This is a genomic window from Streptomyces afghaniensis (assembly GCF_044327915.1).
Lineage (GTDB): Bacteria > Actinomycetota > Actinomycetes > Streptomycetales > Streptomycetaceae > Streptomyces > Streptomyces afghaniensis.
Genome location: NZ_JBIRGJ010000012.1, coordinates 216,760 through 231,993 on the forward strand (window position 1 = coordinate 216,760; position 15,234 = coordinate 231,993).

A 15,234-nucleotide genomic window follows, 5' to 3' on the forward strand; every position below is an offset into this window, starting at 1 on the left:
CACCGTAGGGAGCGAGTAGGACGGATCCTGTCCGCTACGCGAGGAGCGCGCGGGCCTGTTCGCGGGCCTGGGCGATGGCGTCCGGGAAGATGCCCAGGCCGTGCGCGACGAGTGCCCCCTCGTGCAGCAGCATCAGCGCCCGGGCCAGGGCGTCGGCCCTCTGCGGGGCGATGTCCGAGGCGAGGCGGGCGAAGAGGGCGAGCATCCACTGCTTCTGGCCGGTGATGACCGGGTGGGCCGGGTGGGCGGGGTCGCTGATCTCCGCGTGGGCGTTGACCATGCTGCACCCCTTGGGGCTGAGCTCCGCCGCCCATTCCCGCGAGGCGTCGAAGACCGCCAGGACCTGCTCCCGGGGCTCGGGCGGGGCCGCGTCGAGGCGTTCGGCGAGGAAGGCCCGCCAGCGCTCGTCGCGGGCCGCGAGGTACTCCACGACGACCTGCTCCTTGGAGCCGAACCGGTCGTAGAGGGTCTTCTTCGTCACCCCGGCCTCGGCGGCGATGAGATCGACTCCGACGGCGTGGATGCCGCGCTCGTAGAACAGCCGGGCGGCCGCCTCCAGGACGCGACGGGCGGCGGGCGTCATCGTGATCCGGCGCGGATTCCCGGCGGTGGAGGCGGTGGTGGAGGTGGTATCCATGGCACCCGAGTATACCGACCTGTATAGTGAGCGGGGAACGGCTATACCGATCTGTCTACTGGTTGTGATGTTCGTGAACATCCTGCTCTCCCTCGCCTTCGTCCTCTGCTGGAGCTCGGGGTTCATCGGGGCCAAGCTCGGTGCGGGCAACGCGTCCGCGATCACGGTCCTGATGTGGCGGTTCCTGCCGCTGGCCGTCCTCCTCGTCGCGGTCGCCGCCCTCACGCGCACGGCCTGGCGGGGGCTCACCGCCCGGGACGTGACCCGGCAGGCCGTCATCGGCGTGCTGTCGCAGAGCGGCTATCTGCTCAGCGTCTACTACGCCATCCAGCTCGGCGTCTCCAGCGGCACGACGGCCCTGATCGACGGGGTCCAGCCCCTCGTCACCGGAGCCCTCGCGGGACCGCTGCTGGGGCAGTACGTCTCGGGCCGGCAGTGGATCGGCCTGGGGCTGGGGCTGGGCGGCGTCCTGGTGGTCACTCTGGCCGACGCCGCGGCCGGGACCGGCGTCGCCTGGTGGGCGTACGCCGTCCCGCTGCTCGGCATGCTGTCCCTGGTCGCGGCCACGTTCCTGGAGAGCCGGTCCCGCTCGCGGGTCGCTCCCTCGGTGTCGCTGACCGTCCACTGCGCCACCAGCGCCGTCCTCTTCTCCGGGCTGGCGCTGAGCACCGGGGCCGCCGAGCCGCCCGCCGAGGGCGGGTTCTGGGTGGCCGTCGCCTGGCTCGTGGGGCTGTCCACGTTCGGCGGGTACGGGCTGTACTGGCTCATCCTGAAGCGCTCCGGGGTGACGAAGGTGAACACGCTGATGTTCCTCATGGCCCCGGTCACGGCCGTCTGGGGCGCGCTGATGTTCGGTGAGCCGTTCGGCGTGCAGACCGCTCTCGGCCTGGCCGTGTGCCTCGCGGCCGTGGTCGTCGTCCACCGGGGAGGCGGCCGGAAGGACCGGAAGGACACTGCTGTGACCGCCGCCCGGGGCGAGCCGGAGGAAAACCGGTGGACCCGGGCCCCCGGGCCCGCCTAACGTCGCCCCCGTGTCCAGCCCCGAAGCGTCCAGAGTGCGGCCACCGGCTCTCCGGTGGCTGTTCGTGATGCCGGGCCGCTGAGCCCGCTCGCTCCGCTGCCGGAAGCCGTCCGACCTGTCGTGTCCGACGTCGACTTCCGGGTGCGGAGTTTTTCATGCCGTTCGCTCTTCTTCTGCTGGGCCTTGCCGTGTTCGCGCAGGGAACGTCCGAGTTCATGCTGTCCGGTCTGGTGCCGGACATCGCGCGGGATCTGGGGGTGTCCGTTCCGGCGGCGGGGGCGCTGACCTCCGCCTTCGCGGTGGGGATGGTCGTGGGGGCGCCGCTGGTGGCGGGGCTCGCGCGGCGCTGGCCGCGGCGGGGTGCGCTGCTGGCGTTCCTCGTGGTGTTTCTGGCCGTCCATGTCGCCGGTGCTCTCACCGGCAGTTTCGAGGTGCTGCTCGCCACGCGGGTCGTGGGCGCGCTCGCCAACGCCGGGTTCCTCGCCGTCGCCCTCGTGGCCGCCGTGGACATGGTCCCGGCGGACGCCAAGGGGCGGGCCACGTCCATGATGCTGGGCGGGGTGACGCTGGCGTGCGTGGCCGGGGTGCCCGCCGGGGCCGTGCTGGGCGGGCTGTGGGGCTGGCGTGCGGCGTTCTGGGCCGTGGCGCTGGTGTCGCTGCCCGCGCTGGTGGCGGTGGCTAGGTCGGTGCCGGGCGGCTCGGCGGAGGGCTCGCCGCCCGCGCTGGGCCGTGAACTGCGGTCGCTGCGCAGCCCCCGGCTGGTCATCACGCTGGCGCTGGGGGCCCTCGTGAACGGTGCGACGTTCTGCACCTTCACGTATCTCGCGCCGCTGGTCACCGAGGTGACGGGGCTGGGCAGCGCCTGGGTCCCCGGGGTGCTCGCGCTGTTCGGGGCCGGGTCGTTCGCCGGGGTGAGCGCAGCGGGCCGGTTCGCCGACCGGCACCCCGTCCCGGTCCTGGCCGGCGGGGGCGCGGCGGTGGGCCTGGGCTGGTGCCTCCTGGCGCTCGGGGCCGGGCACCCGGTCCTGGCCCTCGCGCTCGTGTTCGCCCAGGGGGCACTGTCCTTCGGCGTCGGCTCCACGCTGATCTCCCAGGTCCTGTACGCGGCACCGGGCGCCCCCACGCTGGCCGGTGGTTTCGCCACGGCCGCGTTCAACGTGGGTGCCGCGCTGGGCCCTTGGGCCGGTGGCGTGGCGATCGGCGCGGGGTTCGGGTACCGGTCGCCGGTGTGGGTCAGCGCGGGCCTGGTCGCACTGGCGGGCGTAACGGCCGGGGCCGTGTGGCGGCGGCGGGAGCGGCTGCTGGGGCGGGAAGCCTCCGAGCGCTGACCTCCGCCGCAGACGCCGTTTCCGGGCCCGGGCCCGGAAACGGCCTGGGCGCTGAACCCCGGCCTGGGGGTGCCGGGGGCCTACGAGGGTCGAGGCCGGCGGCGGCCAGGCCGGGGCCTGGCGGCAGCGGCAGCGGCAGCGGCAGCGGCAGCGGCAGCGGCAGCGGCAGCGGCAGCGGCAGCGGCAGCGGCAGCGGCAGCCTAGGCCGGGCAGCAGCCGGGCGCTGAACCCCGGCTCAGGCGCCAGGTCCTGGGCGCGGAAGCGACCGGGCGCTGAGACCCGACTCGGCCGCCATGGTGGAGGCGCCAACCAGGCTCGGGCCCGCCCGCGGCCAAGTCGGGCCTGGCGGCAGTAGGAGCGGGTCCTGAGCCCGGCAGCGGACAAGCACCGACCCTCAGCTCAGACGCCAGGCCCTGGGCGCCAGGAGCGCCGGGCGTGAGAACCGGCCGGAAATGCCGGGGGCTGAGCGTCGCGGAGAGGGTCCGGCGTGGTGGGACGGCACTCGGCCTGTTCTCGTAAGGAACGGTCCGTTCGCGCAGGGAACGTCAGCTGTGGGTCTCCGGGCGAGGGCGGGAGCCTGTCGCGTCAGAATCCGCCTCCGAAGTCGCCTCCCCCGCCGAAGTCGCCTCCGCCGAAGCCTCCGTCACCGAAGCCGCCCCCGAAGTCGCCCGAGTCGAAGTCCGCGCCGGAGACATCGCCGCCGCTGAAGTCGCCGTAGCCGGAGCCGTAGTCGGCCGCATAGGCGGGGGCGGCCATCATGCTGCCGAGCATGGTGCCGATGAGGAGGCCGGGCAGGAGGCCGCCGCCGAAGTAGCCGCCGGCCCAGGGGCCGTACGCCGGGCCGGCCTCCCAGTACGGGCGGCGGCCGAGTTCGGTGTCGACCTCGCGGATCACCGGGTCCCGGCCCTCGGCCAGCCGCGTGCGGTCGGCCGCGCAGACGGGGACGTCGCGGGTGGCACCGCCCGGGGGCGTCCAGCTCGCGTCGGCGACCGAGGGGCCGTGGCGCGGGTCGAAGAAGCAGGGCGGGCGGCGCTCCGGCAGCGGGGCGCCCTCGCGCCGGGCCGCGAGGCGCGCCAGGGAGAACCGGCCGTCCTCCACGGCCTGGGTGACGGCCCGCACGTCCTCCGGCTTGGTCGCGGCGGCCATCAGGGACTTCGCCTGTTCGTAGGCGTCCAGGGCGTGTTCGTAGTCGGCGCGCATCGCGTCGTCGGCGCCGGGTTCGCCGGGGTGGAAGTCGAGGCGGTCGAGTTCCTCGCCGAAGGCGGTGATGTCCTCGTCGACCACCACGCGCAGCTTCTCCAGCGCGGCCCGCTGCTCCTCCTCGTGGCGGCGGCGGTTGCGGCGGACCAGCGCGTAGGCGCCCGCGCCACCGGCCGCGACCAGCGCGCCGAACGTGACCAGGCCGCCGACCGGCACGTCGGTGCCCGAGCCGTCGCTCCAGCTGCTGGGCGCCGAGCCGCCCACGTTGCGCAGGGCGTCGTCGACGAAGTCGTTCAGCTGGGCCTTGGCATCGCCCGCGTCCCGGACGGCCGTGACCAGGTTGGACACCGCCTGGCTGCTCATCACCGAGCTGTCCGCACGGGCGTCGAACCGGTCTCCGAGGCGGATGCCGTACAGGCCGGTGATGCCGGTCTCGGTGCGGAGGTTGCGGAAGAGGTCCTGCGTGGGGACGTCGGCCGGGAGGACCGCCACGAAGACGGGCTTGTCCGCGTCCTTGATCTTGTCGGCGAGCGCCTCGGCGTCCGACGCGGCCAGCTGCCCGCGAGCGGCCGGATCGACGTACACCGGGTTCTCGCGCAGTTCCGCGGCGACCTTCGAGAGGTCGGTGGCCGCCTGCGCACCGGGCGCACCGGCCATCAGCGCCGCCAGGACGGCGACGACCGACACGATCAGCAGACGTACGACGGTACGCACCAGCGCGGCCTTCATATGTTCGAAGCTACCCGAATCGGACAGAAAGGGATATCGGCCGCAGTGCGGATTTCGGGACGCCCCTGACGACGACGGCGACGACGACGGCCACGGCGACGGCGCGGAAAGCGCCGTCACCACCGCCCACCAGGGGGTATACGCGAAGTTCCGCTACTCGGCCGGGCTCACTCCGGCCCGCAGCAGCCCGTACGTGTACGCGTCCTCCAGGGCCTGCCAGCTCGCGGCGATGACGTTGTCGGCCACGCCCACCGTCGCCCACTCGCCCGTGCCGTCGGACGTGGAGATCAGCACGCGGGTCGTCGAGTTGGTGCCGTGCTTGCCCTCCAGGATGCGGACCTTGTAGTCCACCAGCTCCAGCTTGGCGAGCTGCGGGTAGATCTTCTCCAGGCCCACGCGCAGGGCCCGGTCCAGCGCGTTGACCGGGCCGTTGCCCTCGGCCGTGGCGACGATGCGCTCGCCCTTGGCCCAGAGCTTGACCGTGGCCTCGTTGGCGTGGGAGCCGTCGGGCCGGTCCTCGACGATGGCGCGCCAGGACTCGACCTCGAAGTAGCGCAGCGGCTTGCCCTGGACCTCGGTGCGCAGGAGGATCTCGAAGCTCGCGTCGGCCGCCTCGTACGTGTAGCCCCTGAGTTCACGTTCCTTCACCCGCTCGACCACCCGGCCGACCAGCTCGCGGTCGCCGCCGAGGTCGATGCCGAGTTCCTTGCCCTTGAGCTCGATGGAGGCGCGGCCGGCCATGTCGGAGACCAGCATCCGCATGGTGTTGCCGACCTGCTCGGGGTCGATGTGCTGGTACAGGTCCGGGTCGACCTTGATGGCCGAGGCGTGCAGGCCGGCCTTGTGCGCGAAGGCCGAGAGGCCTACGTAGGGCTGGTGCGTGGAGGGCGTGAGGTTGACGACCTCGGCGATCGCGTGCGAGATGCGCGTCATCTCGCGCAGCCGGCCCTCGGGCAGGACCCGCTTGCCGTACTTGAGCTCCAGGGCCGCCACGACCGGGAAGAGGTTGGCGTTGCCGACGCGTTCGCCGTAGCCGTTGGCCGTGCACTGGACGTGGGTCGCGCCCGCGTCGACGGCGGCCAGCGTGTTCGCCACAGCGCAGCCCGTGTCGTCCTGGGCGTGGATGCCGAGGCGGGCGCCCGTGTCGGCCAGGACCGTGCCGACGACCGCCTGGATCTGCGCCGGGAGCATGCCGCCGTTGGTGTCGCAGAGGACCACCACGTCCGCGCCGGCCTCCGAGGCCGTGCGGACGACCGACTTCGCGTACTCGGGGTTCGCGCGGTAGCCGTCGAAGAAGTGCTCGCAGTCGACGAAGACCCGGCGGCCCTGTTCCTTCAGGAAGGACACGGTGTCGCGGACCATCGCCAGGTTCTCGTCGAGCGTGGTGCGCAGGGCGAGTTCGACATGACGGTCGTGCGACTTGGCGACCAGCGTGATGACCTGCGCGCCGGATTCCAGGAGCGCCCTGACCTGCGGGTCCTCGGCGGCGGTGGCACCGGCGCGGCGGGTGGAGCCGAACGCGACCAGCTGGGCGTGCCGGAAGTCGATCTCCTGCTGGGCGCGGGCGAAGAACTCGGTGTCCCGGGGGTTCGCGCCCGGCCAGCCGCCCTCGATGAAGCCCACGCCGAAGTCGTCCAGGTGCCGAGCGATGGCCAGCTTGTCCGCGACGGTGAGGTTGATGCCCTCCCGCTGGGCGCCGTCACGAAGGGTGGTGTCGAAGACGTGGAAGGAATCGTCGAGCTCGCTGGTAGCGGTCATGGTGTCAAGGCTCCTGAGGATTGGATCTCGGTCGTACCGGAATGACCGGCTCCACCGCCCTCACATACTCCCGCGTGCTCTCGCCTCCGGCTGTGGGTGGGCCAGAAATGCGAAAAACCTCTCGCGGGTGCGAGAGGTCTGCGCGCGGGTCGAGGACGACGGTGTCCGCCCGTACCTGGTCGTACGTGGCGGTCACTGCGGACCGGCGCGCCTGCTGCCAATAATCATGGCGAACGAGAGCACGGGGGCAGTCTGGCACAACCCCCGTGCCGGGATCACGGTTGTCTCAGGATGCGGTCGGTCACTTCAGGTGACGGACGTAGACGTGCGAGGTGTCGTACGTGTCGCCCGGGACGAGGTCGGGTGCGGAGCTGCTGAAAGCGACCCGGCGGCCGTGCCGGTCGATCACCGGGGCGGACACGCCCTGGTCGTTCGGCCCGCCCTGGGCGTCCGGGCTGGCGAGGACCGTGCGCCCGGTGCGCAGGTCGCGGACGTAGGCGCGGGTGGTGTGGTTCGTGTCGCCCGGGTCGGCCGAGACGAAGGCCAGATACCGGTTGTCGGCGCTGAGCCGCGGATTCGCCGTGAACGCGGCCGGGTCGGCGGCGTCGATCCGGCGCAGCTCGCCCGTCTTGAGGTCGCGGATGAAGACGTTGTGTCCCTTGTTGGTGTCGCCCGGCGTGAGCCGCGAGTCGAGCGAGCTGAACAGGGCGTACCGCCCGTCGGCGCTGACCTGCGGGAACTCGGTCTGTCCGGTGGACTCCACGCCGTCCGGCGCCCGGTCGGCGTGGAACAGCTCGCCGCTCGGCACGTCACGGACGTAGGCGTCGCTCCAGTCGCCCGGGGCCGGGTGCGGGACGAAGAACTGGTAGCCGACGCGCTTGCCGTCGGCGCTGATGGACGGGTTGGTGGCGGCGGTCTTCCGGTCACCGGCGGCGGGCACCTGGCTGACGCGGACGGCCTCGCCGGTGGTGCGGTCGACCCGGTAGACGCGTCCCCAGCCGTCGTCGGACTGCGTGAGGTCCGAGCGCTGGGCGATGAAGGCGACGTAGCGGCCGTCGGCGCTGAGGGCGGGCCGCCGGCCGGAGTCGTAGCCCGTGTCGACGGTGTCCTCGATGCGCTGGAGCGCGCCGGACTTCAGGTCCTTGACCCAGATGTGGCTGCGGCCGTCGCCGGTGCCGGTGGCGCCGAACGCCAGGTAGCGGCCGTTGCCGCTGAGGGCGACGTCGTCGACCGGGCCGGCGTCCGCACCGGTACTGGCCAGCCGGGTCGTGCCTGTCTTCAGGTCGCGTACGAAGGCGTCGGCGGCGCCGTCGGTGTCACCGGCGACGAGGTTGTCGGCGCTGGAGACGAAGGCCAGACGGCGGCCGTCGGCGCTCAGGCTCGGCCCGCCGGAGCCGCCGTTGCCCTCGGTGTTGTCCGGGGCGACGCTCGCCTTCTCGGTCCGCGGCACGGCCGGAGCGGCGGTCGCGGGCAGCGCGGCGAGGCCGCCGAGTGTGACGGCCAGAGCCACGCCGAGCGCGCCGGACGTGACCCTTGTGGTGCTGCTCATGTGCTGTTCCCCCTGTGTTCCCCGTTGACGCTTCTCCCCCGGCCCCGCGCCGAGGGCTCCCCCAGAGCCAACAGCACCGCGAGCCACAGGGTCAATCCGTCGTTTTGAGTACAACCCGGGCAGGCGTTCAGGCGTCCGCGAGGAGGCTGTCGGCGAGGAACTCCTGTACGTGCCGGAGGACTTGGGACCGGTCGGTGCCGCGCAGGCCGATCGCCACGTGGATGGCGAAGCCGTCCAGGAGCGCGCGCAGGCGGGTGGCGAACCGGTCCGGGTCGACGCTGCGGAACTCGCCCCGCGAGATGCCCTCGGCGAGCAGCGCCACCAGGTCGCGGTGCCAGACGCCCTCGATGGCGGCCTGCCGGTCGCGGGCGTCGGAGTCGACGGCGGCGCTCTGCGAGCGGTTCCAGACCTCGAGCCACAGCGTCCAGTGCGGGTCGCGGTGGCCGTCGGGGACGTACAGGTCGACGTAGGCGTCGAGGCGTTCGCGGGCGGTGGCGGCTCGGGCCAGCAGGCGTCCGCGCTCGGCGCCCAGCCGGCCCTCGCTCCACTCCAGGGTGCGCAGCAGCAGCTCGTCCTTGGAGCCGAAGTAGTAGAGCAGGTGACCGCTGCTCATGCCGACCTCGCGGCCGAGCGCCGCCATGGTGAGCTTCTCCAGGCCGCGCTCGGCGATCATCTCCATGGCGGCGGCGAGCACGTCGTCGCGGGGCGGGGCCTGCCTGCGCCCACCGGCCATCTGCTCTCCCGGGTGTCAGATCCTCGGCTGTTGCTGGGTGATGCAGTGGATGCCTCCACCGCCGGCAAAGATCGTACGGGCGTCCACCAGTGTCACGGTCCGCTGCGGGAACAGGCGGCGGAAGATGCCGGCGGCGAGTTCGTCGCGCGGGTCGTCGAAACCGCACAGCACCACGCCGCCGTTGCAGAGGTAGTGGTTGATGTAGGAGTAGTCGGCCCAGTGGCCGTCGGCCTCCAGGACGGTGGGGGCGGGCACCTCGACGACCTCCAGGCGGCGGCCGCGCGCGTCCGTCTGCGACCTCAGCAGACCGGCGATCTCCTTCGTCACCTCGTGGTCGGGGTGCGCCGGGTCCGGCTGCGCATGGGCGACGACGACGCCGGGGCGGGCGAAGGCCGCGACGATGTCGACGTGTCCCAGGGTGCCGAAGCCGTGCGGGGGGTAGTCGCCGGTCAGGCCGCGCGGCAGCCAGATCGCCTTGCGGGTGCCGAGCTGGGCGTGGATCTCGGCCTCGACCTCCTCCCGGGTCCAGCCGGGGTTGCGTTCGGGCCCCAGTTGCACGGTCTCGGTCAGCAGGACCGTCCCCTCGCCGTCCACATGGATCGCCCCGCCCTCGTTGACGAGGTGCGAGGCGTACGTCCGTGCCCCCGCGAGGTCCGCGACGTGCGCGGCGATCTTCGCGTCGTGCTCCCAGCGGGCCCAGCTCTGGGCGCCCCAGCCGTTGAAGGTCCAGTCGACGGCGGCCAGTCGGCCGCGCCCGTCGGTCAGGAAGGTCGGGCCGATGTCGCGCATCCAGGCGTCGTCGAGGTCGCGTTCGACCGTGTCGATCCCCTCGCCCAGCAGGGTGCGGGCCTGCTCCGACCGGCCGGGGCCGCACACCACCGTCACCGGCTCGAACCGGCGGATCGCGCGGGCCACCGAGGCCCAGGCGGTCCGGGCGGCGGCCAGGTCCTCCGGGTCGTCGAAGGTCGGGTTCGGGTCGGGCCAGGCCATCCAGGTGCGCTCGTGCGGGGCCCATTCGGCGGGCATGCGGAAGCCGTCGGCGGCTGCGGACATGGTGAACCTCAGAGGAAGTAGAGACGGTTGAGGGAGACGGACTCGGCCGGTGCGGAGCGCAACGGCTCGCCGTCGAGAGTGACGAGGCCGGTGCGCTGGTCGACGTCGACGGCCCCGGTACGGGAGTTGAGGCGCAGGTCGGCCGGGCCGATACCGCGCGTGCCGCGTACGGCGACCCTGCGGCGGCGGGTGGGCATGGTGTCGCGCCCTTGGTCCAGGGCGGCCCGCGCGACGAACGCCACCGAGATGTCGGCCGGGGTCGCCCCGTGCGCCCCGAACTGCGGTCCCAGCAGCAGGGGTTCGCAGGTGTCCGTCGCCGCGTTCGGGTCGCCGGTCACGCCGTACGCCGGGAAGCCGGCCTTCAGCACGAGCTGCGGCTTGGCCCCGAAGTACTCCGGCCGCCACAGCACGATGTCGGCGAGCTTGCCGACCTCCAGGGATCCCACCTCGTGCGCGAGTCCGTGTGCGATGGCCGGGTTGACGGTCAGCTTGGCGATGTAGCGCAGGACGCGTTCGTTGTCGTGGCCGGCTTCCGGGGCGCCGGACTCGGCCTTCATCTTCCCGGCCATGGCGAAGGTACGGCGGACCGTCTCGCCCGCGCGCCCCATGCCCTGCGCGTCCGAGGAGGTGATGCCGATGGCGCCCAGGTCGTGCAGGACGTCCTCGGCGCCCATGGTTCCGGCGCGGATGCGGTCGCGGGCCATGACGGCGTCGCCGGGCAGGTCGGGCTTGAGGTCGTGGACGGAGACGATCATGCCGTAGTGCTCGGCGACGGCGTCCCGCCCGAAGGGCAGGGTCGGGTTGGTGGAGGAGCCGATGACGTTCGGCACGCCCGCCATCTTCAGGACGTTGGGGACGTGTCCGCCGCCGCAGCCCTCGATGTGGAAGGCGTGGATGGTCCGGCCCTCCAGCACCCGCAGGGTGTCCTCCACGGACAGGCACTCGTTCAACCCGTCGCTGTGCAGGGCGACTTGGACGTCGTGCTCCTCGGCGACGCGCAGCGCGGTGTCCAGGGCACGCGTGTGCGCGCCCATGTCCTCGTGCACCTTGAAGCCGCAGGCACCGCCCTCGGCGAGGGCCTCGACCAGCGGCGCCGCGTGGGACGACGAACCCCGGCCCAGGAAACCGATGTTGACGGGCCAGGCGTCGAACGCGTTGAACGCGTGCCGCAGCGCCCAGGGCGAGTTGACGCCGACGCCCCACACGGGACCGAACTCCTGCCCGATGACCGTGGTCACGCCGGAGGCGAGCGAGGCCTCCATGATGCGCGGCGACAGCAGGTGGACGTGGGTGTCGACGGCTCCCGCGGTGGCGATGAGCCCCTCGCCGGACACGATCGACGTCCCGGTGCCGACGACGACGTCGACCCCGTCGAGGGTGTCCGGGTTCCCGGCCCGCCCGATCGAGCAGATCCGTCCCTCGCGGATGCCGATCGACACCTTCCGGATGCCCTGCACGGCGTCGATCACCACGACGTTGCTGATGACGACGTCACAGGTGTCCCGGACGGCGGCGGCCTTGAGGTGCAGCCCGTCGCGGGCGGTCTTGCCGAACCCGGCGAGGAACTCGTCGCCGTACCGCTGGGCGTCGGACTCGACGCGGACGACCAGGCCGGAGTCGCCGAGGCGGATGCGGTCGCCGGCGCGGGGACCGTGGGTGGCGGCGTACTCGTGGGGAGTGAGGCGGCGGGCCTGTGCGGGGTGGCCTCCTGGGCGGCTCATCGCTCGGCCTCCTGATCAGATGCCTGCGATACGCCGAGGTATCCGCAGGCGGCGGCCCGCCGCAGCGCCTCCTCCTTCGCGCCCGGCGCGTCCAGCGGCCCGTCGACGAGTCCGGCGAACCCGATCGCGATCCGCTCGCCCCCGACCGGCACCAGCCCCACCTCGACGCTCTCCCCCGGCCCGAACCGCACGGAGGACCCGGCGGGCACGGCCAGGCGCATGCCGTAGGCCCGTCCGCGGTCGAAGGCGAGCCGCGGGTTGGCTTCGAAGAAGTGGAAGTGGGAGGTGACGGAGACCGGCACGGTCGCGGTGTTGGTGACCGTCAGCCCTGCGACCGCCTCGGGTTCGGCGTGCTCGGAACCCGGCAGCAGGGCGCCCGGGGCCCGGTCGCCGAGGCCCCCGCCGATCGGATCGCTGACGACCGCGAGCCGCGAGCCGTCGTCGAAGACCGCCTCGACGTGCACCTCGGTCACGACGTCGGCGACACCGGGCAGCACGTCGTCGGGCCCGAGGACGGACCGGGCGGCCTCGACGGCCTCCGCGAGCCGCCTGCCGTCCCGGGCGGCCTCGCACACCGTGTCGGCGATGAGCGCGGTCGCCTCGGGGACGTTGAGCCTCAGTCCCCTGGCCCTGCGGGCGCGGGCGAGCTCGGCGGCGCCGAAGAGCAGCAGCCGGTCGCGTTCGGTCGGGGTCAGCCGCATGTCACTCCCTCCATTTAGAGCATCACTCTAATCATGAAATTCCCTTTGCCGGAAGGTTGACGGCGAGCCTTCCCGCCCATCACATTGAACGTCGCTCTAACCGAGGGAGACAGGCATGCCGATCGAACAGCGCGGAGTCGACACCATCCCCGAGGAGGAACGCACCAGCGGGCCGCGGGACCTCGTCTCGATCCTGCTCGGCTCCAACCTCTGCCTGGGCGTGATCGTCTTCGGCTGGCTGCCGCCGTCCTTCGGCCTGGACTGGTGGTCGTCGGTCAGCGCGGTACTGGCGGGCACGGTGGTGGGAGTGGTGCTCACGGCTCCCCTCGCCCTGGTCTCGCTGCGCACCGGCACCAACCTGTCGACCTCCTCCGGCGCCCAGTTCGGGGTCCGCGGACGGCTGGTCGGCTCCGTGGTCGGACTGCTGCTGGCCCTCGGCTACACCGCGCTGACGGTGTGGATCGGCGGTGACGTGATGGTGGGCGTGCTGGGCCGGCTGGCCGGGCTGCCGCAGGGCGGGGTGTCGTACGGGATCGTCTACGGGCTGCTCGCCGCGGCCACCGTCGCGGGCGCGGTGTACGGCTACCGGGTGCTGCTCGCCATGTCCCGGATCCTCGCCTTCGGCATGACGGCCCTGCTGGCGCTCGGCGTGATCGCCTACGCGCCCGGCTTCACCACCGCCGCACTGCCGGAGACCGGCGGCTACCTGCTGGGCGGGTTCTGGCCGACCTGGCTGCTCGCGGCCGTGGCCGCCGGACTGTCGGGGCCGATCGCCTTCATCACCCTCCTCGGCGACTACACCCGCTACATCTCCCCGGCCCGCCACTCCTCGCGCCGGGTGCTGCACGCGACGTGGCTGGGGCTGATGCTGGGCCTGCTGGTGCCGCAGCTCTTCGGCACCTTCACCGCCTACGCGGCCCGGGCCGCCCTCGACTACGCGGGGCCGCTGGTCGACGCGGCCCCCACCTGGTACCTCGTTCCGCTGCTGCTCGCGGCCTCCGCCGGCTCGGTCGGCAACGCGGGTCTGATGCTGTACTCGATGGGCCTCGACCTGGACGCGATCCTGCCGCGCGCCTCCCGGGCCAGGGCCACGTACACGGTCGCCATGCTCGCCACGGCCTGTGTCTTCGCCGGGCACTACTACTCGACCGCGCAGAACGCGATGACGTCCTTCGTCCTGCTGCTGACGGCCATCGGCACGCCCTGGGCGGTCATCAGCCTCATCGGCTTCGCCCGCTGCGGCGGGGTGTACGACGCGGACGCCCTCCAGGTCTTCAACCGCCGCGCACGGGGCGGCGTCTACTGGTACCGCGCCGGCTGGAACATCCCGGCGACCCTGTCCTGGGCGGCCGGCGCGGTCGTCGGCGTCCTGGCGGTGTCCCTGCCGTCGTACCAGGGCCCGCTGCTGGCCCTGACCGGCGGGGTGGACGTGAGTTTCCTGCTGTCGGGGCTGGTGGGCGGGGTGGCGTATGCACTGTCGGCCCCGGGTTCCGGTGCTACGGAGTCCGGGGCCGAGGAAGCGACCCCTGCTTCTTGTCCGACTGAATCGGGTGGCGGGTGGGCATAGGCCCCGGGGGTCCGGGGGCGGAGCCCCCGGTGGCACTCAGCCCAGCTGGTGCATCCAGCCGTGCTTGTCCTCCGCCGTACCACGCTGGATGTCGAGCAGGGCCTGGCGGAGCCGCAGCGTGACCTCGCCCGGCTCTCCCCCGCTCTGCCGCCACTCCGCCCCCGCGCGCTTCACCGTACCGACCGGCGTGATCACCGCGGCCGTACCGCAGGCGAACACCTCCGTGAGCGACCCGTTCTCCGAGTCCCGCTGCCACTGGTCGACCGAGACCCGGCCCTCCTCGGCCTCGTACCCGAGGTCACGGGCGACGGCGAGCAGGGAGTCCCGCGTGACACCTTCCAGGATCGAACCCGTGAGGGACGGCGTGACGATCTTGTCGCCGTACACGAAGTACAGGTTCATGCCGCCCAGCTCCTCGACCCACTTGTGCTCGACCGCGTCGAGGTAGCAGACCTGGTCACAGCCCTTGGCCGCGGCCTCGGCCTGCGCGAGCAGGGACGCCGCGTAGTTGCCGCCGGTCTTCGCGTCGCCCATGCCGCCGGGGACGGCACGGACGCGGTCCTCGGAGACCCAGATGGACACCGGCTTGACGCCGCCCGGGAAGTACGCGCCGGCCGGGGAGGCGATCACCAGGAACAGGTACTCGTTCGCGGGCTTCACACCCAGCCCGACCTCGGTCGCGATCATGAACGGGCGCAGGTAGAGGGACTCCTCCCCGCCGTGCGCCGGCACCCACGCCTTGTCCTGCTTCACCAGCGCGTCGCACGCCTCGATGAACGTCTCGACCGGCAGCTCGGGCATCGCCAGCCGGCGCGCGGAGCTCTGGAAGCGCTCGGCGTTCTTCTCCGGACGGAACGTGGCGACCGAGCCGTCGGGGCGGCGGTAGGCCTTCAGCCCCTCGAAGATCTCCTGCGCGTAGTGCAGGACCGTGGTGGCGGGGTCGAGGGAGATCGGCGCGTACGGCACGAGCTGGCCGTCGTGCCAGCCGCGGCCCTCCGTCCACTTGATCGTCACCATGTGGTCGGTGAAGTGGCGGCCGAACCCGGGGTTGGCCAGGATCGCCTCCCGTTCTGCGGCGGAGAGCGGGTTGGCGGACGGCTTGAGCTCGATCGTGGGCGTCGTCATGGGTTGAAGTCCTTCACCGGTTGTAGTGACGGGCCGCGCTCGGTACAGCTCTGATGGTGACCAGTGCTAGGACGTCCGAGCATTCCCTCGTTCCGCGGCCTCGCGTTCGATT

At 72.6% G+C, this 15,234-nt stretch carries 12 protein-coding genes; 3 read left to right on the forward strand and 9 right to left on the reverse strand.

All coding sequences use genetic code 11. The features are described from left to right. Window positions 1–34: 34 nt before the first annotated feature. Window positions 35–583: a TetR/AcrR family transcriptional regulator gene (locus ACH4G3_RS39355; protein ID WP_397629066.1), complete on the reverse strand. Its 549-nt coding sequence runs from the start codon at window positions 581–583 to the stop codon at window positions 35–37. A gap of 127 nt (window positions 584–710) precedes the next feature. Between ACH4G3_RS39355 and ACH4G3_RS39360 the strand changes: the two genes are divergently transcribed. Both ACH4G3_RS39360 and ACH4G3_RS39365 read left to right on the forward strand, forming a co-directional pair. Then, window positions 711–1,658 carry a DMT family transporter gene (locus tag ACH4G3_RS39360; protein WP_397629067.1) on the forward strand — a complete coding sequence of 316 codons (948 nt, stop codon included), beginning with the start codon at window positions 711–713 and terminating at the stop codon, window positions 1,656–1,658. A 155-nt stretch (window positions 1,659–1,813) separates the two neighbouring features. Beyond that, window positions 1,814–2,986, forward strand: a complete 1,173-nt coding sequence (locus ACH4G3_RS39365) for a Cmx/CmrA family chloramphenicol efflux MFS transporter (protein ID WP_397628959.1) — start codon at window positions 1,814–1,816, stop codon at window positions 2,984–2,986. Between the two features lie 585 nt (window positions 2,987–3,571). On the opposite strand, the gene ACH4G3_RS39370 is transcribed toward ACH4G3_RS39365, so the two are convergent. The 7 genes from ACH4G3_RS39370 to ureA form a co-directional block, all read right to left on the reverse strand. Beyond that, the gene (locus ACH4G3_RS39370; protein WP_397628960.1) at window positions 3,572–4,915 is read right to left on the reverse strand and encodes a hypothetical protein; all 1,344 of its coding nucleotides are present in this window, start codon (window positions 4,913–4,915) and stop codon (window positions 3,572–3,574) included. 153 nt (window positions 4,916–5,068) lie between these two features. Continuing rightward, a complete protein-coding gene (gene cimA / locus ACH4G3_RS39375; RefSeq protein WP_397628961.1) occupies window positions 5,069–6,673 on the reverse strand; it encodes a citramalate synthase in 1,605 nt (534 codons plus the stop codon). Window positions 6,674–6,974: 301 nt separating this feature from the next. Beyond that, the gene (locus tag ACH4G3_RS39380; protein ID WP_397628962.1) at window positions 6,975–8,222 is read right to left on the reverse strand and encodes a TolB family protein; all 1,248 of its coding nucleotides are present in this window, start codon (window positions 8,220–8,222) and stop codon (window positions 6,975–6,977) included. 127 nt (window positions 8,223–8,349) lie between these two features. Then, window positions 8,350–8,955 (reverse strand): TetR/AcrR family transcriptional regulator, encoded by a 606-nt coding sequence (locus ACH4G3_RS39385; RefSeq protein WP_397628963.1) that lies wholly within the window; start codon window positions 8,953–8,955, stop codon window positions 8,350–8,352. A gap of 15 nt (window positions 8,956–8,970) precedes the next feature. After that, entirely contained in the window at window positions 8,971–10,008 is a 1,038-nt protein-coding gene (locus ACH4G3_RS39390) for an agmatine deiminase family protein (RefSeq protein ID WP_397628964.1), read from the reverse strand. An 8-nt stretch (window positions 10,009–10,016) separates the two neighbouring features. Continuing rightward, window positions 10,017–11,729, reverse strand: coding sequence for an urease subunit alpha (locus ACH4G3_RS39395; RefSeq protein ID WP_397628965.1), 1,713 nt, complete (start codon window positions 11,727–11,729; stop codon window positions 10,017–10,019). Then, complete coding sequence (ureA, locus tag ACH4G3_RS39400) at window positions 11,726–12,430, reverse strand: urease subunit gamma (protein ID WP_397628966.1); 705 nt, start codon at window positions 12,428–12,430, stop codon at window positions 11,726–11,728. Before ureA ends, ACH4G3_RS39395 begins: the two co-directional genes overlap by 4 nt. Window positions 12,431–12,545: 115 nt before the next feature. Here ureA and ACH4G3_RS39405 point away from each other — a divergent pair, with 115 nt between their 5' ends. Further along, window positions 12,546–13,997 carry a cytosine permease gene (locus ACH4G3_RS39405; protein WP_397628967.1) on the forward strand — a complete coding sequence of 484 codons (1,452 nt, stop codon included), beginning with the start codon at window positions 12,546–12,548 and terminating at the stop codon, window positions 13,995–13,997. Window positions 13,998–14,033: 36 nt separating this feature from the next. Here ACH4G3_RS39405 and ACH4G3_RS39410 read toward each other — a convergent pair whose 3' ends face one another. Next, window positions 14,034–15,122 (reverse strand): branched-chain amino acid aminotransferase, encoded by a 1,089-nt coding sequence (locus ACH4G3_RS39410; protein ID WP_397628968.1) that lies wholly within the window; start codon window positions 15,120–15,122, stop codon window positions 14,034–14,036. Between the last annotated feature and the right edge of the window lie 112 nt (window positions 15,123–15,234).